This is a genomic window from Actinoplanes sp. NPDC049118 (assembly GCF_040648555.1).
Lineage (GTDB): Bacteria > Actinomycetota > Actinomycetes > Mycobacteriales > Micromonosporaceae > Actinoplanes.
Window position 1 is genome coordinate 64,910 of the sequence record NZ_JBEZDY010000033.1, and the last position, 24,588, is coordinate 89,497.

21 protein-coding genes and 2 pseudogenes are annotated in these 24,588 nt (G+C 70.3%); 7 read left to right on the forward strand and 16 right to left on the reverse strand.

The genetic code is table 11. From position 1 onward, the window contains the following. Positions 1-47 precede the first annotated feature (47 nt). The 5 genes from AB0B58_RS36505 to AB0B58_RS36525 all read right to left on the reverse strand — a co-directional run bounded on the left by AB0B58_RS36505 (position 48) and on the right by AB0B58_RS36525 (position 7,401). A complete protein-coding gene (locus tag AB0B58_RS36505) occupies positions 48-2,315 on the reverse strand; it encodes a lantibiotic dehydratase (RefSeq protein WP_360233761.1) in 2,268 nt (755 codons plus the stop codon). Positions 2,316-2,320: 5 nt separating this feature from the next. After that, complete coding sequence (locus tag AB0B58_RS36510; protein WP_360233764.1) at positions 2,321-2,569, reverse strand: acyl carrier protein; 249 nt, start codon at positions 2,567-2,569, stop codon at positions 2,321-2,323. 70 nt (positions 2,570-2,639) lie between these two features. Then, a complete protein-coding gene (locus AB0B58_RS36515) occupies positions 2,640-3,593 on the reverse strand; it encodes a pyridoxal-phosphate dependent enzyme (protein WP_360233767.1) in 954 nt (317 codons plus the stop codon). Then, complete coding sequence (locus AB0B58_RS36520) at positions 3,590-5,086, reverse strand: amino acid adenylation domain-containing protein (RefSeq protein WP_360233770.1); 1,497 nt, start codon at positions 5,084-5,086, stop codon at positions 3,590-3,592. The genes AB0B58_RS36515 and AB0B58_RS36520 overlap by 4 nt, the downstream gene beginning before the upstream one ends. Beyond that, positions 5,086-7,401 (reverse strand): lantibiotic dehydratase, encoded by a 2,316-nt coding sequence (locus tag AB0B58_RS36525; RefSeq protein WP_360233773.1) that lies wholly within the window; start codon positions 7,399-7,401, stop codon positions 5,086-5,088. The genes AB0B58_RS36520 and AB0B58_RS36525 overlap by 1 nt, the downstream gene beginning before the upstream one ends. Before the next feature lie 211 nt (positions 7,402-7,612). Between AB0B58_RS36525 and AB0B58_RS36530 the strand changes: the two genes are divergently transcribed. Then, positions 7,613-7,822, forward strand: a complete 210-nt coding sequence (locus AB0B58_RS36530) for an MbtH family NRPS accessory protein (RefSeq protein ID WP_360233776.1) — start codon at positions 7,613-7,615, stop codon at positions 7,820-7,822. Between the two features lie 56 nt (positions 7,823-7,878). Here the strand turns inward: AB0B58_RS36530 and AB0B58_RS36535 are convergent, their stop codons facing one another. Continuing rightward, positions 7,879-8,481 carry a response regulator transcription factor gene (locus AB0B58_RS36535; RefSeq protein WP_360233779.1) on the reverse strand — a complete coding sequence of 201 codons (603 nt, stop codon included), beginning with the start codon at positions 8,479-8,481 and terminating at the stop codon, positions 7,879-7,881. Next, positions 8,478-9,092, reverse strand: a complete 615-nt coding sequence (locus AB0B58_RS36540) for a LuxR C-terminal-related transcriptional regulator (RefSeq protein ID WP_360233782.1) — start codon at positions 9,090-9,092, stop codon at positions 8,478-8,480. The genes AB0B58_RS36535 and AB0B58_RS36540 overlap by 4 nt, the downstream gene beginning before the upstream one ends. A gap of 271 nt (positions 9,093-9,363) precedes the next feature. Between AB0B58_RS36540 and AB0B58_RS36545 the strand changes: the two genes are divergently transcribed. Next, a complete protein-coding gene (locus AB0B58_RS36545; protein ID WP_360233785.1) occupies positions 9,364-12,474 on the forward strand; it encodes a BTAD domain-containing putative transcriptional regulator in 3,111 nt (1,036 codons plus the stop codon). Between the two features lie 10 nt (positions 12,475-12,484). On the opposite strand, the gene AB0B58_RS36550 is transcribed toward AB0B58_RS36545, so the two are convergent. Continuing rightward, positions 12,485-12,685, reverse strand: a complete 201-nt coding sequence (locus AB0B58_RS36550) for a hypothetical protein (protein WP_360233788.1) — start codon at positions 12,683-12,685, stop codon at positions 12,485-12,487. Positions 12,686-12,851: 166 nt separating this feature from the next. Between AB0B58_RS36550 and AB0B58_RS36555 the strand changes: the two genes are divergently transcribed. Further along, entirely contained in the window at positions 12,852-13,631 is a 780-nt protein-coding gene (locus AB0B58_RS36555) for a hypothetical protein (RefSeq protein ID WP_360233791.1), read from the forward strand. A gap of 130 nt (positions 13,632-13,761) precedes the next feature. After that, positions 13,762-14,019: a hypothetical protein gene (locus tag AB0B58_RS36560; RefSeq protein ID WP_360233794.1), complete on the forward strand. Its 258-nt coding sequence runs from the start codon at positions 13,762-13,764 to the stop codon at positions 14,017-14,019. A 69-nt stretch (positions 14,020-14,088) separates the two neighbouring features. Here AB0B58_RS36560 and AB0B58_RS36565 read toward each other — a convergent pair whose 3' ends face one another. Beyond that, positions 14,089-14,481, reverse strand: coding sequence for a TIGR03668 family PPOX class F420-dependent oxidoreductase (locus AB0B58_RS36565; protein ID WP_360233797.1), 393 nt, complete (start codon positions 14,479-14,481; stop codon positions 14,089-14,091). Between the two features lie 312 nt (positions 14,482-14,793). Here AB0B58_RS36565 and AB0B58_RS36570 point away from each other — a divergent pair, with 312 nt between their 5' ends. Next, positions 14,794-15,231, forward strand: coding sequence for a DUF6907 domain-containing protein (locus AB0B58_RS36570; protein ID WP_360233800.1), 438 nt, complete (start codon positions 14,794-14,796; stop codon positions 15,229-15,231). A gap of 285 nt (positions 15,232-15,516) precedes the next feature. Here AB0B58_RS36570 and AB0B58_RS36575 read toward each other — a convergent pair whose 3' ends face one another. The 7 genes and pseudogenes from AB0B58_RS36575 to AB0B58_RS36605 form a co-directional block, all read right to left on the reverse strand. Further along, positions 15,517-16,740 (reverse strand): IS481 family transposase, encoded by a 1,224-nt coding sequence (locus AB0B58_RS36575; protein WP_360233803.1) that lies wholly within the window; start codon positions 16,738-16,740, stop codon positions 15,517-15,519. A 321-nt stretch (positions 16,741-17,061) separates the two neighbouring features. Then, positions 17,062-17,910: pseudogene (locus AB0B58_RS36580) on the reverse strand (LacI family DNA-binding transcriptional regulator); the annotation flags it as partial. A 404-nt stretch (positions 17,911-18,314) separates the two neighbouring features. Next, the gene (locus tag AB0B58_RS36585; RefSeq protein WP_360233806.1) at positions 18,315-18,710 is read right to left on the reverse strand and encodes a hypothetical protein; all 396 of its coding nucleotides are present in this window, start codon (positions 18,708-18,710) and stop codon (positions 18,315-18,317) included. A gap of 512 nt (positions 18,711-19,222) precedes the next feature. Continuing rightward, on the reverse strand, positions 19,223-19,576 hold the full coding sequence (locus AB0B58_RS36590; protein WP_360233809.1) for a hypothetical protein: 354 nt from the start codon (positions 19,574-19,576) through the stop codon (positions 19,223-19,225). A gap of 366 nt (positions 19,577-19,942) precedes the next feature. Further along, entirely contained in the window at positions 19,943-20,689 is a 747-nt protein-coding gene (locus AB0B58_RS36595) for an integrase core domain-containing protein (RefSeq protein WP_360233812.1), read from the reverse strand. 174 nt (positions 20,690-20,863) lie between these two features. Then, positions 20,864-21,040, reverse strand: a complete 177-nt coding sequence (locus AB0B58_RS36600; RefSeq protein WP_360233815.1) for a hypothetical protein — start codon at positions 21,038-21,040, stop codon at positions 20,864-20,866. Positions 21,041-21,989: 949 nt separating this feature from the next. Further along, positions 21,990-22,532 carry a helix-turn-helix domain-containing protein gene (locus AB0B58_RS36605; protein WP_360233818.1) on the reverse strand — a complete coding sequence of 181 codons (543 nt, stop codon included), beginning with the start codon at positions 22,530-22,532 and terminating at the stop codon, positions 21,990-21,992. Here AB0B58_RS36605 and AB0B58_RS36610 point away from each other — a divergent pair. Beyond that, entirely contained in the window at positions 22,447-23,529 is a 1,083-nt protein-coding gene (locus tag AB0B58_RS36610) for a GDSL-type esterase/lipase family protein (RefSeq protein ID WP_360233821.1), read from the forward strand. The genes AB0B58_RS36605 and AB0B58_RS36610 overlap by 86 nt on opposite strands. Before the next feature lie 596 nt (positions 23,530-24,125). Further along, positions 24,126-24,281 (forward strand): annotated as a pseudogene (locus AB0B58_RS36615) (Ig-like domain-containing protein); the annotation flags it as partial. Positions 24,282-24,588 lie beyond the last annotated feature (307 nt).

The window sequence follows — 24,588 nt, forward strand, 5'->3', positions numbered from 1 at the left end:
CGCGCCCCGGGGCGCTTGTAGAGAAGAAGACGCAGCCGTGTGCGCAGCTATCGTTCGTCGACCGCGACGAAACGCAGCTCGGCCGTGTATCCGAGCCCTTCGTCGCAGGTCAGCCAGGTCTGGTCCGGGCCGGGCAGCATCTCGGTGACGGTCACCGCCGCGCGTGCGTCGGCACGGTCCAGCCGGCGCAGCGCCTTGGCCAGGATGGTGACGTAGACCGGGCTGTCGAAGTCGACGTAGAACGGCCGTGGTTCGGTCGCGGAGACCACGAAGACGAACCGTGGCAGCCGATGCCGCTCCCGCCACTGCCGGGCCAGCACGTACCGTTTCGCCTCGTCCTTCTCGGCGGCGAAGGTCGCGTCGGCAACCGGGATCCGCCACCGCTCGCGGGCCATCACGAACCGGTCGACGGTGACCCGCGGGGTGTGCGCGGCCTCCGGCAACGGCTGGAACAGATCCATCGCCAGCGTGGTCAGCACGTGCGAGAAGACCTCGGTGACCGGGAAACGGGCGCCGTCCGGCAGGACCGCGGTGAGCGTTCCGTCGTCGTCGACGACCCGCACGTCGGCGCTGGCCACGGTCCGTGCCCCGGCCCGGTCGGCGGTCATGTCGGCCAGCGCCACCTGGTAGTCTTCGGGCCGCACGAGCTGCTGGCGGGTCCGGATGGACAGGCGGGAGCGGTGTTCCTTGGGCAGCAGCGGCAGCAGCCGGGGTTCGGGGTTGTCCCGCCCGGTCGCGGCCAGCAGATCCGCGGGCCGCGGATGCTGGTTGACGAACAGGGACGAGCCGACGGTGTTGGCGGCCAGGTGCAGCTCGCCGAGGACCAGGGTGAAATCACCCCGGGCCACCGCGTCGGCGCCGTCGGCGGCGATCATGATGTCGGGGCTGAGGTATCGGGCTGTACTCCAGCCGCCACCATGGTCACCGAACTGGTCGGCGACCGCCGCGGTGATCTCGGGAAGGGTCCGCCGGACCCGGTCCGTGTCGTCCGGCAGAGCCAGGACGGTCGCCCATCGTCGCTGGAACTCCTGCTGCAGGTCGCCGGCGGCGTCGCGGGCCGCACCGTGCAGGATCGGCATGCACCCGAACCAGAACGAGGCCAGATCGACCGGGCCGGAGGCTGCCAACTGCCGGTGCACCTCGTGGATCCGTGCGGTCACCGTCGCCGCGAGTCGGCTGGTCAACCAGCCGGCGCTGGCCATCAGCGGGGCCAGTGGAGCCAGCGCCTCCCGGACGGCGGCCCCGACCCGGGTGGTCGCCGCGCGCCGGGAGTCGGCGTAGACGAGAGCCCGGCACGGGGCCGCCCCGGCGGACTTCTCGCGGACCGCGGCGGCCCCGGTCAGCGTCGCGAACCGCTGCTCCAGGTCGCTGAGGGCGTCGATTAGCTGCTCGGCGTCGCCGGCCGCGGCCACCCGCTCGCGGCCCCGTTCCAACTCGTCGAGCACGGCCAGCCCGGGCGGGTAGTCGGCCCGCTCCAGCCAGGCACGCAGATGCCGCTCCGGATGGGTGACCGCCGGCAGCTCCAGGCGCCAGACCGCCCAGCGGCGTCGGACCAGCTCGGCTAGCGCCGCCGGAACGTCCACGCCGGGCAATGCGGCGGCGATGGCGTCCGCGGTGCGGATTCCGTCGCACCGATCGAGGACCGCGACGACCGTCGGGTCGGCCGACTGGGGTGGGCGGCCGGGCACGATCACCCGACCGTCGCGGACGGCCACGTACGGCATGCGGCGCGGCGCCACCCGCCCCCGCAACTCCGGTTGTCGATCGACCATGGCCGCAACCGCGTCGATCGCCCAGGTGGCGAAGTAGACCGTGCTCCGGGCGACCAGGCCGCCGGCGCCGGGCTCCACCGACACACCGGCGACCCCGTCGTCCCAACGGCCCCAGCCGACCGGGCCGAAGAAGCCGATGGTGTCGTTCTTGACGCAGAACCGTTGCCAGTAGTGGGCGACCAGTTCCTCCCGCTGCCGGGGCATGCTGCTGCGGGCCTGGGTGTCCGGATCCCAGCGCAGGAACGGTGCGATGCCGGAGGACAGCACCTGCCGGTTCTGCCAGGCCACCGCGGCCCGGAAGGCCGGCAGCCGGGCGATGTGCTGCAGTTCGTGCGCCGTGTCGAGGCCGGCCTGTGCGAACAGACCGGCGAAATCCTGCCACTGGGGTCCGTCGAGCCGGTCGCCGGCGACGAACTTGTCGGCCGCCTCCGCGACGCCCGTCGGGGCGAGGCGGAGTACGCCGTCGGCCGGGAAGCCGGGACCGCGGACGGCGAACTCGTCCCAGAACCGCCAGCGTTCCCCCAATATCGGTGTCCGCGTCATGACGGTCACCCCTGCAGGAAGTCGGTCTCGACGACCTCGGCCAGTTCGCCGGGCGTCGGGTAGGCGAACACCAACGCCACCGGAACTTCCACGCCTAGGGCCTCCTGCAGTCGCGCGGTGATCTGGAAGGCGGACAGCGAGTCGCCGCCGCACTCGAAGAAGTCGCTGTCGGCCTCCGCCTCGGGCAGGCCGAGCGCGTCGCGGAAGACGCCGACCAAGAGGGTCGTGGTGCTGGTGGTCGAGATGACGGTCATGGCGTGCTCCTAGGTGTTGTGTGGGTGCCGGTTCGACTGACCGGGACAGGGCGGTTGTGTGGGTGCCGGTTCAGCTGACCGGCGCGGGGCGAAGGTGGCGGTGCTCGATGGTGCGGCGGCTGAGGGCGGCGGCCGTGTTGCCGCCGGAGAGGATCGCGACGTCGCCGTTACCGGGGCCGGCCCGGAGCGCACCGGCGACCGCGACCGCGCCGCTGGGCTCGACCCGAGCGCCGTACCGGGCGAGGAGACTTGCGGCGGCGCGGATCTCCGCGTCGGAGACCGCGATCAGGTCGTCGACGTGGTCCCGGATGATCGGATACGTGAACCGGCCCGGCTGCTCGCCGCGCAGCCCGTCGGCGACCGTGTCGCTCGGGGCGAGGCGCACCGGGTGACCGGCGGCGAGTGACCGTGCGTAGCGCGGAATGCCGGCCGGCTCGACACCCACCACCCGGACCGGTCGGCCGGTCACGGCGAGGCAGACCCCGGCGAGTAGCCCGCCGCCACCGGTGGGGACGTAGATGGTCGTCGTGCTGGGCGCGTCCTCGAGGATCTCGGTGCCGACGGTGCCCTGCCCGGCGATGACCAGCGGGTGGTCGGACGAGGGGATCAGGACGGCGCCTCCGGCTGCGGCCAGCTCCCGGGCGTGCGCCTCGCGCTCCACCACCCCACCAGCCACCGAGACGGTTCGCCCGCCGAGTTCCCGGATCAGCGCTAGCTTGGCGGGGCTCGCGCCGGCAGCCGCCACCACGGTCACCCGCACACCCAGCCCGCGGGCCACCGTGGCCAGGGCGATGCCGTGATTTCCGGAGGAACCGGTGATCACCTCTGCGGCCCCGGTGGCCAGCACCGCGTTCAGCGCGCCACGGATCTTGAAAGAGCCACTGTGCTGCCCGTGCTCCCCTTTGAGTAGCAGCCCGGCCGGCCCGCCGAGCAGCGGGGTCCGGTGTAGGCGCCCGGCGATGCGATCGGCGGCGGTCCGGACGTCGGCCACCTCCGGCAGGTCGCACCGGACGGGGGCGATCACCGGGTCACCTCGGCGAGTGCCCGCCGGTCGGTCTTGCCGCTGCGGTTGCGCGGCAGCTCACCGAGCCGGACGAACCGGCGGGGCAACAGGTGCGGTGGCAGACTCCCGGCCAGGTGCGCGCGGAGCGCGCCGTCGGTGGTGGCCGCTAGGTCGCCGATGACGTGCGCGATCAGGTAGCCGCGCCCGCGGTCGTCGAACGCGCCGGTCACCACCGCCTCGGTGACAGCGGGATGCCGCAGCAGGGCACCCTCCACCTCGGCCGGGTCCACCCGATAGCCCCGGATCTTGAGCTGCCGGTCGCAGCGACCCTCGAACCGGAGCCCGTCCGGGCCCTGCCTGGCCAGGTCGCCGGTGCGGTAGAGCCGGGAACCCGGCGGGCCGCACGGGTCCGGCACGAACCGATGCGCGGTGCGGACCGGGTCGCCGTGGTAGCCGCGGGCCACCCCGGCACCGCCCAGGTACACCTCGCCGACGGCCCCGTCGGCTACCGGGGTCATCTCGGCGGCGAACAGCCGCACCACCACCGCGTCGATCGGGCTCCCGACCGTGTCGACGGTGATGTCGGGCACCTCGGGCACCCGATGCCGGGTCGACGTCATGGTGCACTCGGTCGGGCCGTACTGATTGATCAGCTCGCCGCGGATCAGGCTGCGTCCGCCGGCGTTCAGGAACGGTCGCAGTGACTCGCCGCTGCTGACCACCAGACCGATCCCGTCCAGTAGGCCGGCCGGGTCGCTCTGCCCGGCCAGGAACGACAGGAACGACGGGGTGACGCTGAGCAGGGTGTTCACCCCGTAGCGGCGGACCGCGTCGGCGAACTCCGACGGGCGCAGCACGACCGACCGGGGGGCCAGCACCAGTTGGCCGCCGGCCAGCAGGGGCGCGAACGTGTCGCGGATGGACGCGTCGTACCCCTGCGGGGCGACCTGCAACGCCACCGTCCGCTCGCCGAGCCCGTAGTCTCGGGCCACGAACCGCAGGTAAGAGTCCATGCCCCGGTGCTCGATCAGCACCGCGCTGGGTTCCCCGGTCGACCCCGACGTGTGGCTCACGTAGGCCAGCGACGACGGCTGCGGATCCCACCGGGACCGGTCCGCCGACGCGGCGACCGGCTGCTCGTCCAGCAGCACCACCGGCCCGGGGATGGGCAGTTCGAGCCGCTCGGCCAGGGTCGTGGTGGTCACCACCATCTCGGCCCCGGCACTACCGACCAGCCCGGCCAGTCGGGCCGGGGGTGCCTCCACGTCCAGGGTCAGGAACGCCGCACCGCTGCGGATCACCGCGGCGACCGCGACCACCGCGTCCACCCCGCGCTCCAGCGCGACCGCACAGACCCGCTCCGGACGTGCACCACGCTCCCGCAGGACCGCGGCGAGGGCGCGGATCCGCTCGGCGAGTTCGCCGTAGCTGACCTCGGTGTCCGGCGTCCGCACCGCGACCCGGTCCGGGTCCGCGGCGGCGTGCGCCTCGATCTCGTCGACCAGGGTCCGCATCACGCCTCCCCGACCGCATGCTGGTCCACGGCGACGAACCGCAGCTCGCTGGTGTACCGGTCGCCCTGGTCGTCGGTCAGCCAGGTCTGCTCCGGCGTGGGCAGCATCTCGCTGATGGTGAGCAGCCCCGCCGGGTCGGTCCGGGCGAGCCGGCGGGCCGCCTTGGCCAGGATGCCGACGTAGACCGGGCTGTCGAAGTCCACGTAGAACGGCCGGGGCTCGGTCGGCGAGACCACGAACACGAACCGGGGCAGCCCCCGTTCCTGCCGCCACTGCCGGGCAAGGACGAAGCGGCCGGCCTCGGTCTTGTCGGCGGCGAACGTCAGGCCGGTGGCCTCGACCCGCCATGTCTCCCGGGCCACGATCATTCGGTCGATGGTGACCCGCGGGGTGTGCGGGCCGGCCGGGCGCAGGCTGAACTGGTCCATCACCCGCTGGGTCAGCGCGTTGCCGAAGACGTCCAGCACTCCGAACTCGGCCCCGTCGGGCAGGACGGCGACCAGTCGACCACCCCGGTCGGCCACCTCGATGTCGGCCGACAGCAGCGAGCGCTCCCGCAGCGGGTCACAGGTCTGGTCGACCAGCGCGACCTGGTAGTCGTACGGGCGTTCCAGCGAGGGCCGGCTGCGCACCGACCATCTCAGCGGCAGTTCCTTGGGCAGCATCGACTGCAGGCGCGGGCCGGGGAAGTCACGGTCCGTCTCGGCGACGAGCTCCGCCCGGTCGGGATGCTGGTGCACGAACAGCGAGGCGGCCATCGTGTTGATGGCGCAGTGCATCTCGCCCAGCACCAGGGTGAACTCGCCGCGGTCCAGGGCCTCCGGACTGTCGGTCACCAGCAACAGGTCCGGGCTGAAATACCGGGCCGTGGCCCAGCCGGCCGGCTGCTCGTCGAACTCGGCGCGTACCTGCTCGGCGATCTCGGCCGAACTGAGCTGCACCCGGCTGGCATCCTCCGGCGCCGCGATGATCCGCGCCCACTTGGCCTTCAGTTCCGCGCTGAGCGCGGTGATCTCGGCGGTGGCGTCTGGGTGGGGCGCCGGCAGACTGGACAGCCAGAGCGATCCGAGGTCTACCTTCTCCCCGCCGGCGGCCAACCGGTCGTAGACGGTCCGGAGCTTCTGCTCCATCACCGTGGCGAACCGGCCGGTCAGCCAGCTCGCGGAGGTCAGGCACAGCTCCAGCGGCGCCAGTTCGTCGAGGATCGCGGTGCCGATGGTGGCCGTCGCCGAGCGCCGGCTGTCCGAGTAGACCATGCCGCGGCACGGCGCCGTCCGGCTGCCCTTGGAGCGCTGGGCACTGGCGGCGGTCAGCGCGCTGAAGTCGGTCTCCAGCGTGCTCAGCGCCTCGGTCAGGGCCGCCGCGTCGGTTCCGGCGGCCTGCACCGCGTCGCGGCCGTGCTCCAGCACGGCCAGCTTCGCCAGCGCGGGCTCCCGGACCGCGGGGTCGGTGATGCGTTCCAGGATCTTCCGCAGCGCCCGCTCCGGCCAGGTGCTGGCCGGCACCTCCAGGCGCCAGGTGACGCAGCGGCTCCCGACCAGACCGGTGACGATCTCGGCTGCCTCGGCCGGCGTGACACCGACCGCTGCGGCGATCTCGTCGATCCGGCGTGTCCCGTCACAGAGCACCAGCACGGCGCGGTCAAGGGGAGCGATCCGGCGGGCCGGGCGGCCGGGCATGCGGACGTGGTCGTCGGCCACGTGCAGGTAGGGCACGCGACGCGGCGGCACCCAGGCACGCATGGCGGGATCGGCGTCGAGGGTGCGGGCCAGCGCGTCGATGGCCCAGCTGGCGAAGTAGACCGTTGACGCGGCGATCGGGCCGGTTCCGGTCTGCACCCGCGGGTGTCGGGTGGACGTGTCCCAGCGTCCCCAGCCGACCGGGCCGAAGAAGCCGATGGTGTCGTTCTTGACGCAGAACCGCTGCCAGTAGTGGGCGACCAGTTCCTCCCGCTGCCGCGGCATGCTGGTGCGGCCGGCCGCGGTCGGGGTCCAGTTCAGGAACGGGGCGATACCGGTCCGCAGGACGGTCGGGTTCTGCCAGGCCACCGCGGCGCGGAAGCGCGGCTCGGCGGCCACGGCCTGCAGCAGCCGGGCCGTCTCGACCGCGGCCTCGTCGAAGCGCTCGAGGAAGCCGGCCCACTCCGGGCCGCTGCGCTGGTCGTCAGGACCGAACTTGTCAGCCTCGGTGGCCAGCCCGTCGGGCGCCATGCGCAGCACGCCGTGAGCCGGGAAACCCGGCCCGCGCAGGGCGAAATGCTCCCACAGCCGCCACCTCCCGCCCGGCAGGAGTACGTTCTCCGGATCGTCCGACATGGCGCGACTCCCTCCGTTTGCTGCCGGGGTTGCCTCGGTGCTCGGTCGCGCCGCCCGGCTGAGAGCAACCTTGCTGCGGCGGGCCTGGTGTCCGGCAGGGAAGGACCGGCAGCCCTGAACGGCCGTTTCTGCGCGTTCTTCCCTGCCGGCGACCCGGGCGTCCGGGCCAGGCTGGTGCCAGGTCGATGCAGTGAGAAGGAGGGACGAGGCGATGACGCCGAACGACGAGGGTGGCTGGCGAGTGGTACGCAACCACGAGGAGCAGTACTCACTGTGGCGGGTGGACAGGGACCTGCCGGCCGGCTGGGAGGACGAGGGAACCCATGGAACTCGACAGGAGTGCCTGGACCACATCGGACTGATCTGGACCGACATGCGCCCGCTGAGTCTGCGGCGTCAGATGGCGGCCGTTTCCTCCTGACCACCATGCGGATGGGGCACCGGGGCCGTCGCGGCCCGGGTGCCTCGTCTGCTTTCTCAGATCAACTCCGCACGGACCGCGCAGGCCACCGCGTGCGCCCGGTTGCGGGCCTGTAGACGGCCCATCATCTCGTAGATCACGTTCTTGATCGTGTGTTCGGAGCAGGACAACGCCCGCGCGATCGCGGCATTGCCGTGCCCCTCGGCCATCAGCGCGAGCACGGTCGTCTGCCGCGGGGTCAGCGTCGACGTGGCGGTGCCGGGCCGCTGTCGGCTCCACAACCGGACCAGGACGTCGTACGGGATCCGCGCGTCACCGTGCCCGGCGGCCCGGACGGCGGCACCGAGTCGCTGCGCGTCCAGCCCGGTCAGCGGCAGGATGGCGCGAACCCCGGTGCGCAGCGCCCGCCGCAGCCCACCGGGACTGAGCTGCTCCGCCAGCACCAGGGCCGGCGTCGTGCCGGACAGGTCGAGCGCCGCGTCGATGGTGGCGGCAACGGCGATCGTCACCGGCTCCGGGGGGTGCGCCCCGGCGCGCTCCACCACCCCGATGCCGGCCTGGCGCAGGGCCGTGACGACCTGCGCCTCGAGCTTGAGGGAACCGACAAGCACCCGGGCGCGGGTGGCCTTCGTTGTCTCGGGTCCGACGTCCAGGCTCACAGCAGCCCCATCCGCAGGGCGTATGCGACCGCGTGCGCCCGGTTGCGCAGCCGGAAACGGCGGGTGATGTCCTGCACTACACTGGTCACGGTTCGCGTCGAGTACGCCAGGGCTTTGGCGATCTCACCGGTCTCGTGGCCCTCGGCCAGCAGGTTGAGCACCGCCCGCTCCCGCTCGCTGAGTCCGGGGAAGCCCCGACCGCCGATCGGTGCGGGCGCGGCGACCTCGTCGGTCATCAGTCGCTGGAGCGTGTCCGGAGGCACTGTGCAGTCGCCGTAGGCCGCCGCCAGCACCGCCCGGAGCAGCCGGTCGGCGTTGGCGTTCCGGCGACGCAGCAGCCCGCGGGCGCCCGCCGCAATGGCGTGATGCGCGTGGCCGGCGTCGATCTCGGTGGCCACCAGGACGACCTCCGGGTGGTGGTCGCCGGCACGGACGGCGCGGATCAGGTCGAAGGTCGACTCGGCAATCGTGTCCACTATGATCACCGCGACGGTCGCGGGTTCTTCCGGTGCGACAACCGTGAGGCCCGCCCCCCGCTGCAGGGTGCTGATGGCACCCGCCTCGAGGAACGGATCCGCTGCTATCACTGTGACGCGGATCGCATCAGGCATTTGTGCTCCCTGTGTGTTTCAGCGGTGACCAGGGACCCCCGGTCCGGCCTCCCGGCTGATGTACAGACGATCGCGGGCTGCCCTAGTTATTTGCCTTCCACCGGCTATCGGCGCTGTGGGCATCGTCGATACCGGCCCGAAGGCCGGGCCAATCCTGTCGTGCCAGACTTGGCAAGTCCGGAAGGCGGACAATGCCTGCGATCCGTTCGGGTGATAGGTCGTAGTTGATCGCGGTTGTTAGGGTCGACGACAGTCGGAAATGGGGGGCCGAATGGAGCTTCGTCTTCTCGGTCCACCCGAGCTTGTCACCGCGGGTGGACCGATTGACCTGGGCGGGCCCAGGCAGCGGACGGTGCTGAGCATCCTGGCCCTCAATGCCGGCCGGGTCACGCCGGTCTACCATCTCCTCGACGGGGTCTGGGGCGACGACCCGCCACCGACTGCCCGTAGCCAGATCCAGATCTGCATCTCGGTGCTACGGAAACTGATCGCCGGCAGCCAGACGATGGCGATCCGCACCCAGCCCCCCGGTTACGTCCTCACGCTGGCGCCGGACCAGCTCGACATCGACCGGTTCCACGCCCTGGTCGCCACCGGCCGCGCACATGCCGCGGACGGCCGGACTACCGAGGCCGCCGCCGACCTGCGTGCCGCCCTGGCGCTGTGGCGCGGGCCGGCGCTCGCCGGGATCGTCAGCACGGCCGTCGAGCGGCAGAGCACCCAGCTGCAGGAGCAGCGCGCCGCGGTGCTCGAGGAACGCCTCGATCTCGACCTCGCCCTGGGCCGGCACCAGGAATGCGTCGGCGAACTGCGGGCGCTGGTCGCCGAGCAGCCGCTGCGCGAGCACCTGCACGCCCTGCTCATGATCGCGCTGTACCGCTGCGGCCGGCAGGCCGACGCGCTGGAGGCCGGCCGACGCGCCCGGGCGATCCTCGCCGACCAGATCGGCGTCGATCCCGGCCCGGAACTGCAGGAGACCGAGCGGGCGGTGCTCACCCGCGACCCGGCCCTCGACCTGCCGCGCGTCGTGGGTGCCCCCGGGCAGGCCTCGGCCCGGTCCGGTGAGGAGCGTGCCGCGGTCCGTTCGGCACGGACGGTGCCCCGCCAGCTGCCGCCCAGCATCGCCGACTTCACCGGCCGCAGCACCCAGCTGGCCGACGTGCGGTCCGCGGTCACCGGGGCCGGCGACTACGCGATGCCGGTGGTGGCCATCTCGGGGCCGGGCGGGGTAGGCAAGTCCAGCCTCGCCGTCCGGGCCGCGCACGAGTTGGCCGGCGAGTTTCCGGACGGTCAGCTCTATGCCGACCTGCGCAGTTCCGACGTCGACGAGGGCGTGACCCGGCAGCTCGCCCGTTTCCTGCGTGCGCTGGGTGTACCCGGGACGTCGGTGCCCGACGACCGCGACGAACGTATCGAGATGTACCGAACCGAGCTGGCCGACCGGCGGATGCTCGTGGTTCTCGACGACGCCACCGACGAGGAGCAGGTTCTGTCGCTGCTGCCCGGCAGTCCGACGTGCGCGGTCATTGTCACCAGCCGGACCAGGCTCTCCGGCCTTCCCGGCGCCCACCGGATCGCGGTGGACATCCTGGACACCGGGCAGTCGCTCGATCTGATCACCGAGCTCATCGGGGTCCAGCGCGCCGCCGCCGAGCCGGAAGCCTGCGCCGAACTGGTCCAGCTGTGCGCAGGGCTGCCCCTGGCGCTGCGTATCGCCGGCGCCCGGCTGACGTCCCGGCCGCACTGGCGGGTCGCGGACCTGGTCCGCCGGCTGGCCGACGTGACCCACCGGCTCGACGAGTTCGCCCACAAGGGCCTCGAACTGCGCTCGAACATTGCGCTCACCTACCGTGGCCTCACCGAACCTGCCCGTCGGTTGTTCCGGCTGGCCGCGCTGATCCACGCTCCCGACTTCCCAGGGTGGGCGGCGGCCGCGCTGCTCGACTCCACCCTGCACCAGGCGGAGGATCTGCTGGAGAGCCTGGTCGAGGCAGAAGTGCTGACGGCCGCCACGATCACCGGTGAGCATCCCCCGCGGTTCCGGTTCCATGATCTGATTCGGGTCTTCGGCCTCGAACAGGCCGCTGAGGAGGAGAGCCCGGCCGAGCAGCGTGCGGCGCTCGCCCGCTATCTCGGCGGCTGGCTGAGTCTTTCCGACGAGGCGCACCGCCGGGAATACGGCGGCGAGTACACGGTCCTGCACGGCACCGCCGAGCGTTGGCTCCCGCCGGACGGCGAGCAGCCGGAGCCGATCGGCGACTCGCTGTCCTGGTGGGAGCGGGAACGTCGGGGCCTCGTGCCGGCCATTCGGCAGGCCGCCGCGGACGGTCTCGACGAGGCGTGCTGGGATCTCTCGCTCACCTCGGTGACCCTCTTCGAGGCACGCGGCTACTACGACGACTGGGCGGAAACCGCCACCCTGGCTGCCGGGGTCACCGGGCAGGCCGGCAACGCCCGCGGGCTGGCCGCGGCCAACTATGCCCTCGGCACCTACGCGATGGCGCAGAAACGGCTCGACGACGCGCTGGTGTCGTTCACCGCCGCCCTCGACACCTTCACCGAGATCGCTGACGTGCACGGGCAGGCGCTGGTCCAGCGAAACATCGCGTTCATCAGCCGGTTGCGCGGCGACACCAGGGACTCAGCCACCCGTTACGCGCTGGCGCTGGCCGGGATGCGGACGGCGGGTGACCGGATGGGCGAGGCGCACATCCTGTCCAGCCTGGCCCGGCTGCGAATCGACGACGGGGACTCGCGGGCCGCGCGCGCGATGCTCGACGAGGCGCTGCAGATCTGCGTCGAGGCGAAATGCGTGCGGGTCGAGGCGCAGGTGACCTTCCGCCTGGCCGAACTGCATCTGGGCTGCGACGACCTCGACGAGGCACGTCGGGCGCTGCACCACACCCTGCGGGCGGTCCGCGACCTGGACGACAAGGTCGGCGAGGCGTACACGTTGCAGGCGCTCGGCAGTCTGCGCTATCGAGAGGGCCGGCTGGAGGCGGCACACACCAGCCTCAGCCACGCGATCGGGCTGGCTCAGGAGATCGGTGACCGGTGGCTCGAGGGGCAGGCGCTGTTCGCCCTCGGCGAGGTCACCCTCGCCCGGCACAACGGGAAGGCGGCGGTGCGTCACCTGCGGGAAGCCGCCGACTGTTTCGCGGGGCTGAACGCGGCGCTCTGGCAAGCGAAGGCGCTGGTTCTTCTCGCCGAGGTGGAGATTCTCGAAGGTGACAGGTCCGCCGCGGGGGGCCACCTCGGCCATGCCGACGCGTTACTTACCGGGCTGGATTCCGCTGAGGGGAAGCGGTTGACCGAGCAGGCGGCGCGGCTGGCCGCCGAGATCGGTCCGCAGGCGCCGTCGTTCAGTCAGGGCCCCGCCTGACCCTGACCGGTCAGCCCCAGTGGGTGTCGGACCGAATGGTGTCGTTGTCGCCGGGCGGGGGGATCGTTCCCGTGCCAGTCCCGGTACCCTCGCTGTCGGCGGCCACCACGATCACGGTGCTGTCGGCGGCGTTCGCGGCGAGGCTCTGGCCGGCGCCACCGAAGACGACGACAGCGGTGGCCAGGGCAAGGGCGGCGATGGCTTTGATCATGGCGGTAACTCCTCTGATCCGACGTTTCGTGCGGCCGGTCCGCCGCGCTGAAACCAGTTGACCGGTCTCCGCCATCCGGACGCCTAAAGTTCGGTTATCGCCAAGGTTAAGGGCTTCGATAGCGAAGCGATAGCGTTGATCATGCCGATGGCGGCACTCTCGGCGGGTGCCCACCACCGACACTGATCCCACCCCCGTCCACACTCGGGTGCTCGAGGACCAAGACCTGTGGACGTTGTCCGAGCACGTCGATCTGTCCGCCACGGCGGAGACGGTCCGGTCGCTGCCCGCGGACGGTACCGGCCTGGTTCCGGCGCTCACCGACACCGCTACCCACGTGACCTACCGGGACCGGTCGACCGGGACGGACACGCTGCTGCCGCGGTCCGCGCTGGGCGCGCTGGGCGATGCCGCCAGGCTGGCCGCCGAGGCCCGCCGACTGGTCGGCGCGGGAACCCTGACCGTCGGCATGATCGGCCCGATACCCCGGCTGTGGTGGTACGCCGGAGTGCTCGGGCGGGCGCTGACCGGCATCACCGATCTGCGGCTGTGCATCAGCCGGTCCGCGGACGAGGACCGCGACGAGCGGCCCCTGCCCCGCCTGGTCGACCAGTTGGACCTCGCCGGCGTCGGCCTCACCCTGACCGACGATCCGGGCGCGATCGCGTTCGGCAGCACACTGGTCGTGGTGGCGGCGCCGCTCGATCTGTCGAGCGAGCGCATCATCCCGGGCGCCCTCGTGATCGAGGCCGCCCCGGGCATGCTGCCGGCCGAGGTCCACCGGCGGGCAGCGGCCGTGCTGCCGTTCGGTACCCGGCCGGCCCGCCTGCCGGCGGACGGTTATGTGGTGCTGCACCCGGCCGACGACGACGCCGGCGTCGCGCACCGGGTGGCCGCCGACCTGCTCGCCGCGGGCAGCCGGCTGGGTCTCGTGCCGCCGTCCTGACGCCGGCATCCCGCACATCGGTCGGAGGGTTGCTCAGCCGCAACGCCAGCTCGGTCGGGACGGCTTCCAGCCGGGTGCGGCGACGAGGGTGTGCCAGGGCATCAGTTTGGGCGCGTAGTGCGAGGCGGCCTTGGCGGGTCAGCTGAAGGCGGGTCCAGCGAACCCGGCCGGATCCGGCCTGCACGGCTCGGCCCGCCTGCACACCGTGCAGCACTTGTTGGGCTATTCCAGCCACGCATTCACCGCTGACGTCTACGGCACCGTTCCCGACGCGCTGGCGCGAGCCGAGGCGAACAGTACGGCCGAGACCATCCTCGCCGCAGTACGGCAAGCCGGACCAATGAACGTGTCCGAGAATCGGGTCGAGGTGCGTCGACCAGTGCCGTGACCACGAACGTTCACAGTGTTGAAGACGGTCAAGCGGCGGGCCCGCTCAGCCGCACATCGCGCCTCGCCCTCAACGCGCAGACCAGAACGACCAGCGGTGCACCTCGATGCGCAGGAACGGCCCGGCCGGCGGTACGGCCGTGTACTGCGGATACCGGGCCGTGAGGACCGCGAGCCCCTCAGCCGAGTCGGGCAGTACGGCGGCGGTGCCGTCGGCACGGACCCACCACAGTCGGGTCCAGTCGTCGTCGTATTGGTCGGCGAGCACGCTGACCCGCGGCTCGCGTGCGACGTTGGCGAGCCGACGCAGCCTGCGATGCCGTTTCGGCTTGTCGTCGACCGCGCTGTGGATGACGTCGCCGACCAGGGCGAAGGCGATCGGCACCAGGTGCGGCGCGCCGGTGTCGTCGACCGTGGCCAGGCGGGCGACCCGCGCGCTGGCGAACAGCTCGGCGGGCGTCACCGACCGGTGAACTTCGTGATCGCCGGCACGACCATCGCCCGCCGTAGTCGGATCGGTGAACCGGTGCCTCGACGGGTGATACGTAGCAGCTGGTGACCTCCCTGGTCATTGAGCCGTACGCGAACGGGATCTGCCACCCTCACAGCCTGAAGCCTGTACCGCCGCCACCCGACAAGCCAGACGGCGTGTCAATCAACACCGTGAACATTCGTGGTCACGGCACCAGCTCGCTGGTCCACGGAGGTTTGAGCTGTTCGACACCGAACCCGAGATCGCCGAACGCTGCGAAGAAGTGGACGTGAGGAGACCGCTATGGACGAGTCCACCCCGGCACCCGGCGCCCCCCTGTTCGAGCCGCGTCCGGTGTCCTGCCCGCCATGGTGCACCGAGAGCCGTCACGACGACCTCGACCCGCCCGGCACGGCACTGCACCGCAGCCCACCCACCACCGTGGCCGTATACGACGAGGCATGTGCCCTGGTCGCCGCGCACATACGGGCCGCGTTCTGGGACAAGGAACCGGACTGGATCGGCACCGACCCCGCCGACCTGGAACGCCCCCACGTCGAGTTCACCATCGACGATGACGGCGGCGTGCAGCTGTACCTCACCCCCGGACAGGCCCGCAGCTTCGCCGCCGCCCTCGTGCGCGCCGCCGCCGCGGACACCGAAGCCTTCTACCGCACGCCGCAGTCATCCGGCGCAGCCTCACAGACGGCGCCTGCCAGTGCGCCCCCGCTACCGGCTTGATCCCTCGACACCGGTCGGCATGGATGGGTGCCGGTGCCCGACCGCCGGGCACCACCCGTCACGACCAGGAGGAACCAAGATGACCACCGTGGTCGATGCGGGCGGTGACGCGGCGTCCGGCCAGGTGGTAGCCGACGGGATGCTGCCGTCCGGCCAGGCTGAGCAGGCCGCAGGCACTGATCGTCCGGTCCACTTCGACGGCGGCGCCGGGTGCGGCCGGGGCAGAAGCGATGGGTGGCGGACCCGCTGGGCGGCCGCCGCCGGTGAGCAGTTGGTGCAGCTGGGTCAGGCTGAACCGGGACGGGACGCTCTTGAGCCGGATCCCGGCGCGGAGCAGGTGAACATAGTCGTGTCGGCCCAGACGGTCCCGTGCTGCCCGGCCAGCACGGGACCGAACCAGAACTGGTGCCCGCTGATGGTCATGTTCCCCGAGGCCGGGACGATCCGGTCCACCTCGACAGCCAGGCCGATCGGCGGTCCGATTGCCGGCGCCGGCGGCGGGACCACCACGGGTAGGGCCGGGACCGCAGCGGTCGGGGCCAGCGACGGCGGCAGTGTCAACGGCAGCCCATCGGCGGCGGTGGGGCGGAACCGGTCCGCGGGGAACGCCATGCCGATGCCCTGATGCGGCCGGTCAGTGTTGTATTCGCGGCGGAAGGCGTCGATCGCGGCCTGGGCGTCAGCCACCGACAGGAACGGCGGATGGTCATCGAGCAGTTCCCGGCGCAGGCTCAGATGGAACCGTTCGACCTTCCCCGTGGTCGTCGGGCTACGGGGTTTGGTGAGCCGGTGAGTGATGCCGTTCTCCCGGCAGATCCGGTCGAACATCACCTCCCCTCCGCCGGCGTTGAACCGGGCGGTGAACTGCTTGCCATTGTCGGTCAGCAGTTCCTCAGGGATGCCGTATTCGCGCAGCGCGGCAACCAGGGCGAAGCAGACCGCCCGACCGGTGGCCTTCGACACCACGGCGGCGATGACGCAGAAACGGGAGTGGTCGTCGACTCCGGTCACGACCTTGGCCTCGGAACCGTCGGCGAGCAGGATCCCGCCGACGATGTCCATCTGCCAGAGTTCCATCGGCCGGTCGCGTTCCCACCGCACGTAGTCCTCCCGGCGGCGCCTGCGAGGCCGTTCATCGACCAGGCCATGACGGTGCAGGATCCGATGCACAGTGATCCGCGACGGGATCGGACCGGGGCAACCGATCCGGCCGAGCTCGAACAGGACCCGGCGGGCACCCCACCGCGGATGGTTCCTGCGCAACTCGCAGATCAGCGCTTCCACTTCGGGTGCCGTCTGAGCCGGTGACGACCGGGGCCCGCTCGACCGGTCCGCCAACCCCGTCAGGCCCTCCTGCTCATACCAGGCCAACCACCGGTGCACCGCCTGCCGAGACACCCCGAAACGAGCTGCGACGGCGGTCACCGCCGATCCGGCCCGCACATCCAGGACCGCTTGATACCGCTGTTCCGTCACGCTGATCTCCACCAACACTCGGCGGAGTGTCACGCACGTCCTGAAACCGATCTGTCACGCAGGTCCTGAGACTCGACAGTGTCGACTTCCGATCTTGTTCAAACTTTCTGTACGTCTTCAAGGCGGCTCGAAACGGGCCGCTCACTCCGTCGCCGAGGGCAGCGCACCGCCGCCCGTGCGGGGATGCGGGCGGCGGCACGCTAACCGCTCCTCGGCGACACTCGTGGACAGCGAGAGGAGGTCGGGCTCGCCGAAGATCGTCGGAGTCCGTGGTGCGGGAGTTCCGTCCGGCAGCCGACCGGCACGGCCTGGGCGACGCGACCGAGCTGGCCGCGTCGGGGGCCATAGCGCGTGGCGCACATAGCCGAGCTGCTCGATCGCCGCCGTCACGGCGTCCCGCGTCGCCTGCTCTACGACGTGCGGGCGGTTGAGCACGTTGGACACGGTCCCGGCCGAGACCTCGGCGGCGCGGGCGACGTCGACCAGCTTCGGCCCCGGACGCCGGGCGGCGCCGTTGGCGGTGCCGTAGCCGCCGAAGGCGTACCGGTAGCCGTGGCACCCGCACGGGTCCTTGGCCGTCCGGCCGGCCTGGGCGGCCAGCAGCGCGCCGAGCCAGCCTGGGACGTGCACCGTCCGGTAGGAGTCGTCCTTCGGCGGGCAGCGGTGCAGCTCCCCGGTGTCCAACTCGTAGAGCTGCCACTCGACCCGCACCGCATCCGGGCGCACGTGCCGGGTCTCCAGGCCCACGAGCTCACCCCAGCGCAGGCCGGTGAAGCCCAGCGTCATCACCGCGACGAACTCGTCGTCCCTGCCCGACAGCAGCGCCGCCCGCTCGGCCAGCAGCAGGACGCCGAGCCCAGTCGTGACGGTCTTCTCCGGTGCGCGTTTCTGTGATCGGCCGGCACGCTTACCCCGCCCGCGCCGCCGGGCGGCCGGGTTCGACTCTCGCAGGCCCTCGTCCACCGCGTCGGCCAGGATCAGATGCAGCGTGGTCCGCCACAGCCGCAAACTCGCCTCCGCGTAACCGAGGGCACGCTCCCGCTTCTCCCAGACCGCCACGTCGGCCGCCGAGATCGCCGCCACCGCGAAGTCTTGGAACGCCGGGAGTAGGTGATCCTCGATGGTGCGCCGGTAGCTCTGCATCGTCGAGAGCGCCAGGTCTTGCCGCACGTACCAGTCGTTGACGTACTCGGCGAACGTCATCCGGCCCACCGCCCGAGGCGGTCGCCCGCCGTTGCGTACAACAGCGATTCGAACCTGCGACCAGGATCAGACGGAGCCTGACCGATACCGAGCCGTGCCTGACCGGGGTCGCGGCAGCCCGCACGACGTCTACAACACCCCCGCCTTCGCCGCCCGCGATGACCCCCCGCGACGGGCATGCAGTCGACACGCGGACACCGCTTCCCCCTTGCCGACTACTTGATCACACCGATGTTTCCAGTCACGGTTATCTGTGCCCGATGATCTTGGCTAGGTGCCGCGACTTCCGGTATCGGCTAGATCGGCCTGTTACCGACGTGTGTGAGCAATCGGTGAGCAGTCGAGGCGCTCGGCATCAGTCGTCGCACAGGGCCGACATCAGGCGGCCCTGGGGTCAATGGCAGTCATCCGAAGAAAAACCGGCGTACCTCCGCGCGGAAGAGGTTGACCAGGCTCCATGACCCCACCACGAACAGGATGATCGCTGCAAGGCCCGCGAACGGGCCAAGGATGGAAGCGATGGCGACTACCAGCGTGGCCAACTCCGCGACGAGCGCAAGCATCCAGCCGAGCGCCCAGCCCCGGCGGAACAACATGGCCGACAGCCCCAGCGCGACCGGGATACACGCCAGGGTCACGAAGATGACGACGAACCTGTCGCCGCGAGCGCCCATCGCACTACTGGTCAAGAACCTCATCAACAACGTCATGAAAAACAACACGAGCACCGTCATGTACATCTGCAACAACAGCAGTGCTCGGGTTTGCTCGACGAGCCGCGGTAGATCCGGTCGGGTCATGGCGAGAATGTAGTGTGTCGGGACTGCAAAAAGAATGGCCTTCTGGCGCAGAAAAGGTGGTCGTTGTCATGAGGGGCTTGCCCTCCTGAACGCGGCAACCTGAGCCTGGGACCGTGACACTCCTGGGGGTCAGGAGTTTTGGAAAGCCTTGGGTGAACAAGCGCTATCCGCCCGATTTCAAGGCCGATGCGGTCGTGTTGTACCAGCAGATCCCGGCTGCGACGATGGCGCAATCGCCGACTCCGAGTCACGCAAGACGATCTTGACCAACGGGCCCGGTATCCTCCGAAGCCGGAGGTGCCGGGCTTCGTCGTGTCCGGCCAGGGCTTCCGATCTGCGCGGCCGGGGCCGGCGCGGAGCCGAAGGCGGCAGCGCCGTGCCCCGAAGCCGCGCATTGACCGGTCCCGCCGCCTCGGCTCGAACGGCTGCTGACGTTGCCGCGCCTCACTGCCGTCTAGGCGGACAGGCCCGCAGGCAACGGACACGCGAACATCCGGCAACGCCGATGGCTATCATCCCAACAGGCCCGGCCAACGCTTAACGGCGTGTAGCTCCAGCACGGCCGGGGCGGCACCAACAACGGTGATCTGCACGCCATCGCGCTCCGCCCGCACCTGCCAGGCAACGCCCCTTACAGGCTGCTGCGGATCGATGAAGAACCCTGTACCAATGAGGAAGTCTCTGGCGCTGCCCTCACTGGTGAACCGCCCCGACTCACACGCCCAGCTTGCCCGCGAACCCGGATACGGGTCGACGGCTGCGCCCTCGGCGCCGCCGCAAAGCTCCCGCGCCATCGAGAACAACGCCTCGTCACCGACGGCGGTGCGCTCAACGACAAGGTTCGCGCGGAAATGCAGCGTCAGCATGAGGGCGGCCATAAGGGTTGCCGCTGCAGCAACTCGCAGAACCCACGGCGGTAAACCGGTGCTGCGGAGATTCATCAACGCTTCCTTCGACGGTTGACGCGATCCCACGACAGCGACGGATAGACCGAGAGCTGTCGCACGTATCAAGGCACGGCGAGACGGGCTGAATTACCGGGCGAGTACAACATCGTGTTCGGGTGCCCAACACGCCCGAAGGTCCAAAGCCATCCCCGCGTTCGGCTCGACCTCGAGATCCTCAGTCACTCCAACCTCACTGGCGCCATCCTGTACCCGTCGACCCATACCCCCGTGGAACAGGCTCACCCCAGCGTGTCCCTGCGGATGCCGAAAACCCATCTGTGCAGCTCACGCCGCATGATCGTATTCGTGGAGGAGTCCGCCGAGACGGTCACTTCGGCAGACGCGCAGACGTGTGATCGCGGCAGGATTGGTGATCGGCTCGGGTAGCGGACGCTGGGGGCGGGCGTTCGCGATACCCCGGTGAGGACGATGACTGTTATGGTGCCGTTCGTACTCGCGTAGTGCGTGTAGCAGGTGCGCCTGGTTCCAAATCAGGGTTCGGTCGAGCAGTTCATGGCGGCAGGACTGGATCCACCGTTCCATGACCGAGTTCATCCGGGGCATGCGGACACCGCTGAGCACCATGGTGATGCCGGCGTCGGCGAGGATCGCGTCGAACAGCGCCGGAGACTTCCCATCTCGATCCCGGATCAGGTACTGCACCCAGCAGCCGGCATCGTCGAGGTCCATGAGCAGGTTCCGGGCCGCCTGGGCAACCCACGCCGAGTTCGGGTGCGTGGTGGCGCCGAGGATGCGTACCCGGCGGGTCGCGTGTTCGATGACCGCCAGGACGTAGAGCCGGGCACCGGTCAACGTCGTCGTCTCGAAGAAGTCGGCGGCAAGGATGGCGTGGGCTTGGGAGCGCAGGAACGTCGCCCAGCTGTCGCTGGTGCGCTGCGGTGCCGGGTCGATGCCGGCCTTGTGGAGGATCTCCCATACGGTCGAGGCGGCGATCTTGACACCGAGGACGAGCAACTCGCCGTGGATTCTGCGATACCCCCATGTGCTGTTCTCGCGGGCCAGGCGCAGCACCAGTCGGCGGATCGACCGGATAGTTCGTGGTCGCCCGACTCGGGTAGCGCGGGAGATCCTGGCGTGCCGTCGCGTGATCAGGTTGCGGTGCCAGCGCAGCACGGTCTCCGGGCGGACCAGCAGCCGGATCTCACCGAGTACGTCGCGGGGGAGCTGGTATAGCAGGGCGGCGAGTCAGGCCCGATCTGCCCACGTGAAGCGGACTCTCTCGCCGTGCAGGTGCCGTTCGAGGACGGTGATCTGATGCCGGAGCGCGAGGATCTCGGCGTCTTTGGCGCGGTCGCTCATGGGTAGGAGGCGGAGCAGCGCGAGCGTGTTGGTCACGCCGAGGTAGGCCAGTCGAAGCAGCACAGCAGATGATCCTCGCGCAGCTATCGGCGTGTATCCCTGCCGCGTTGGGCCCTGACAGCACGCAACCCGCAGCGAATCTCGTCCCGGTGATCAAAGTGGCCATGGCCTGGACGGATGAGGTTTCGGCATGCGCAGGTTCGATGAAGCCGTCCACCCCGTAGACGGTGGGCTCGCCGCCGCAAGTCCGGACGATCACCGCATCGGGCAGGAACACCTGCCGGAGGGCGTCGAGCCGGGCGGTTAGGCCCGCGCCGGAGGTGAAAGCGGCGAAGAACGTCCGCACGATGCCCGCGATCTCGGCGCGGTCGGCCGCCTCATCTGCGATCACAACGCCACCGTAGCGACGACCACACCTACTTCGAGACCGCGGGCGCGGCAGATCGCCGGACCGATCGCCACCGCCCTGCGCGAACAGGGCATCGGCCTGGCGTCCTACCTGCTGTGATCAGACCGGCGCTACCACCTTGTGAGCCGCTGGTCCTCTTCGCGTAGCCTTCGCAGGGCGATCTCGCGGGAGGTTTCGAGCGGCCCGTCCTGTGGCGGCGGGCGCCAGGCGCCAAGTTCAAGCCATAGCCTGGACGTGCTCGGTTCAGGGATACGCCGCGGCACACCCCGGCGTTGACTGGAACGTTGCCACAGCGCGCGGATTCGATTCGTCATTTCGTCCCCCGTCTGACGTCGGCCTTGCGGTGAAGACGCTACGGCTCACCGGCTGTCCGTCGCACGGCATTTTCCGCAATGGCGGCGCTTACCATCCACTGTGGATGCGTGCAGCACTATGTGCCTAAAATCACGTTTGTGATCGCATGCTCGACGTGGTCGGAAAGTCTCATAGAGTTGCCTCAACATCGGTTTGATCGAAGGGCGTCAATCATCCCTTCCCGCGATCCACTCTGGTCGCCCGGTTCGTGACATCGGAAGAGGAACGTGAGTTGACATTCTCCCGGCCCTAAGGGACGGGGATTCCCTTGGTAGCCCTCGGGTTTTGCTGTTTCGCCGACGACTGCCCCGTCCGAGAGGACTCTCGTTGAGGTCTTGCACCGTCTCCGCAGGCTGCCACAGCCAGTCCGGCGGCCAAAAGGTTGCGGGCCGCGTTGACCCGTTCCTGGCGCAGCGTCCACGCCTCGGAGCGGGCCTGCAACGCCATGTTGTAGACCAACCGGACACACCCGAACGTCCGGGCAAGCTCAGCGGCCTGCTCGGCGCTCGGGTAGAAGCGGTACCTGAACGCCCGCTTCGCAGCCCTGGACATGGCTCGCAAGCTAGCGAACCACTCAGTGAGCCTCGCAGCGACACGCTTACAGACGTCTATGAGTCTTGGCCGCGGAACGGCTTTCCCTGCCGTGCTCCGCGGGGGTTCCGTTTCCTCCCCGGCCTGATGGCCGGATATCCACGGAAGGACACCGATGACGCCACAGCACCTTCCCGGTCGACCTCGCCGCCTGCTCGCCGCGGTTGCCGCAGGAGTACTCGCGATCACCACGTTCAGCATCGGCGCGTCCGCACCGGCCGCGGCGGACGCCGGATCGACGCGTCCGACCGCCGTCGTTGCGATGGGCGACAGCCTGTCGGCCGGTGAGGGCGGCGGCGACTACGAGCCCGGTAGCAACGAGTTCGGCCATTACTGCCACCGGTCGTCGATGAGCGAGATCCACCAGGCCAAGCTGAGCGGGGTTACCACGACGGTAAACCTGGCCTGCTCGGCGGCGACGACCGATGACGTCCGGCTGGGTGGCACGCGCCGGTATGGCGAGCCGCCACAGGCCGAGCAGCTGAAGGCCGTCGCCCGCCGCTACGAGGTGCGAAGCATCGTGCTGACCGTCGGCGCCAACGACGTTCCGTCCGTAGGGCTGACCATCCACTGTATTCTCGCGTACGTCGGGGGGCAGGCGTGCGCGGGATGGTGGGACAAGCGACTACCGAAGAAGCTCGCGACCATCCGGGAAGGCGTCGTTGGTGATCTTCGGGACATCCGAGCGGTCATGCGCCAGGCAGGGTATCGGGATGATTCCTACGAACTGGTCCTGCAGTCCTATCCGTCCCCGTCGGGCGGACGCACCCGCTACCGGGGCGCGGCGCGGGTACTGCACGGTTGCCCGTTCCGGGATTCCGACATCGCATGGGTTCACGACACCGTCTTCCCGATGATCGCCCAATACCTGCGTCAGGCGGCCGAGACGGTGCCCGGGGTGCGGTTTCTCGACCTCACGGCGGCCCTGGAAGGCCGGCAGGCCTGCTCCCCGGGCATCGACAGCAGTCAGGAGTGGATGTGGGGAGCGTTCGTGGACCTGCCGGGTCTACGCATCGGCCCGGGACCGCACCTGGTCTCCCAGTCCCTGCATCCCAAAGCCGTCGGCTACGGGTACATCGCGGGATGTCTGCGGGACTTTCACGCCCTGTCCGCACGCAACGCCCGGTGCGTGCGCGAAGCCGACGGAGAGGTGCGCCTGACGGCCGATGACGGCGTGCGGGCGCCCGCCACGCCATAGCCAGCCATACCGCAGTCGGCTCAACCGCTGAGCGCTGGTATCCGGGCCCGATCCGCCTCGGCGAAGCCGCCATTCGTGACCGCGGTCCGGGTCGCGAGGCCGCTCCGCCGGGCGAGCCATCCGATCACGCCCGGGAACGGACCCCACCCGGCGAGGTCGCCGGTCAGCGCTGTCGCTCGCTCTTCTTCCTCGTGCTGGCGGCATGCTGCGGAGGCTACGGCTGGGACCGGATCGTTCATCCGGCCACCGAGGCCAGGTGCGGAGACACGATTTATAACCTGCGGACCCGTGAGCTGGTGTCGGTTTCCTTCGTCGAGTCCGTCGGGCCGTGGGAGTCGGATGTGAGGCCGTAATCTGACCAGGGGATATGCATGCAGATGCATATCCCCTGAGGTCATTTCGGGGCGACATGGTCGCCGGGTGGTCGCATCCCTGCACGGATCTTGCCCGTCGCAGGTCAGGCGGCCAGCATCGCGGCCACCTGCACCTGCGCCGCGGCCGACGTCCTACCGGCCATCCCGCGTCCCGTCGATGTCGTAGCCGTTCGCCGTAAGCCAGTACCCTGGGAGGGAATCTGTGGTTTCCGTGGCCGTGAGGTGGCTGCGGACATCACGCATGTCGACGCCAACGATGTCGGCGACGTCGGCCCCATCGTCCGCGCCGGCACGCCGGCGCACGGCACCGCAAAGATCACGTCCGGCGCGGTCCGGTACACCCCGGACACCGATCATGTCGGTGCCGACTCGTTCACCTACGACGTCTGCTCCGCCACCGCAAGCGCCGTCGACGTGTGCGCCACCGCCCGCGTCGACATCGACGTGCTACCGGTGGCGGGCGAGGACGCGATCAACACCCTCGCCGGAACCGCTGTCACCATCGCGCCCTCAGCAACGACACCGCCGGCACCGCTGCGACCGTCACCGTGGACACCCAGCCAACCCGCGGGACCGCCTCCGTCAACACCGACCGCACCCTCACCTCGTCCCTGCGGCACCTCCACCAGGCAGGACACGCTCACATGCCAGGTGTGCACGACACCCGGGCCGCCGCTGTGCACCC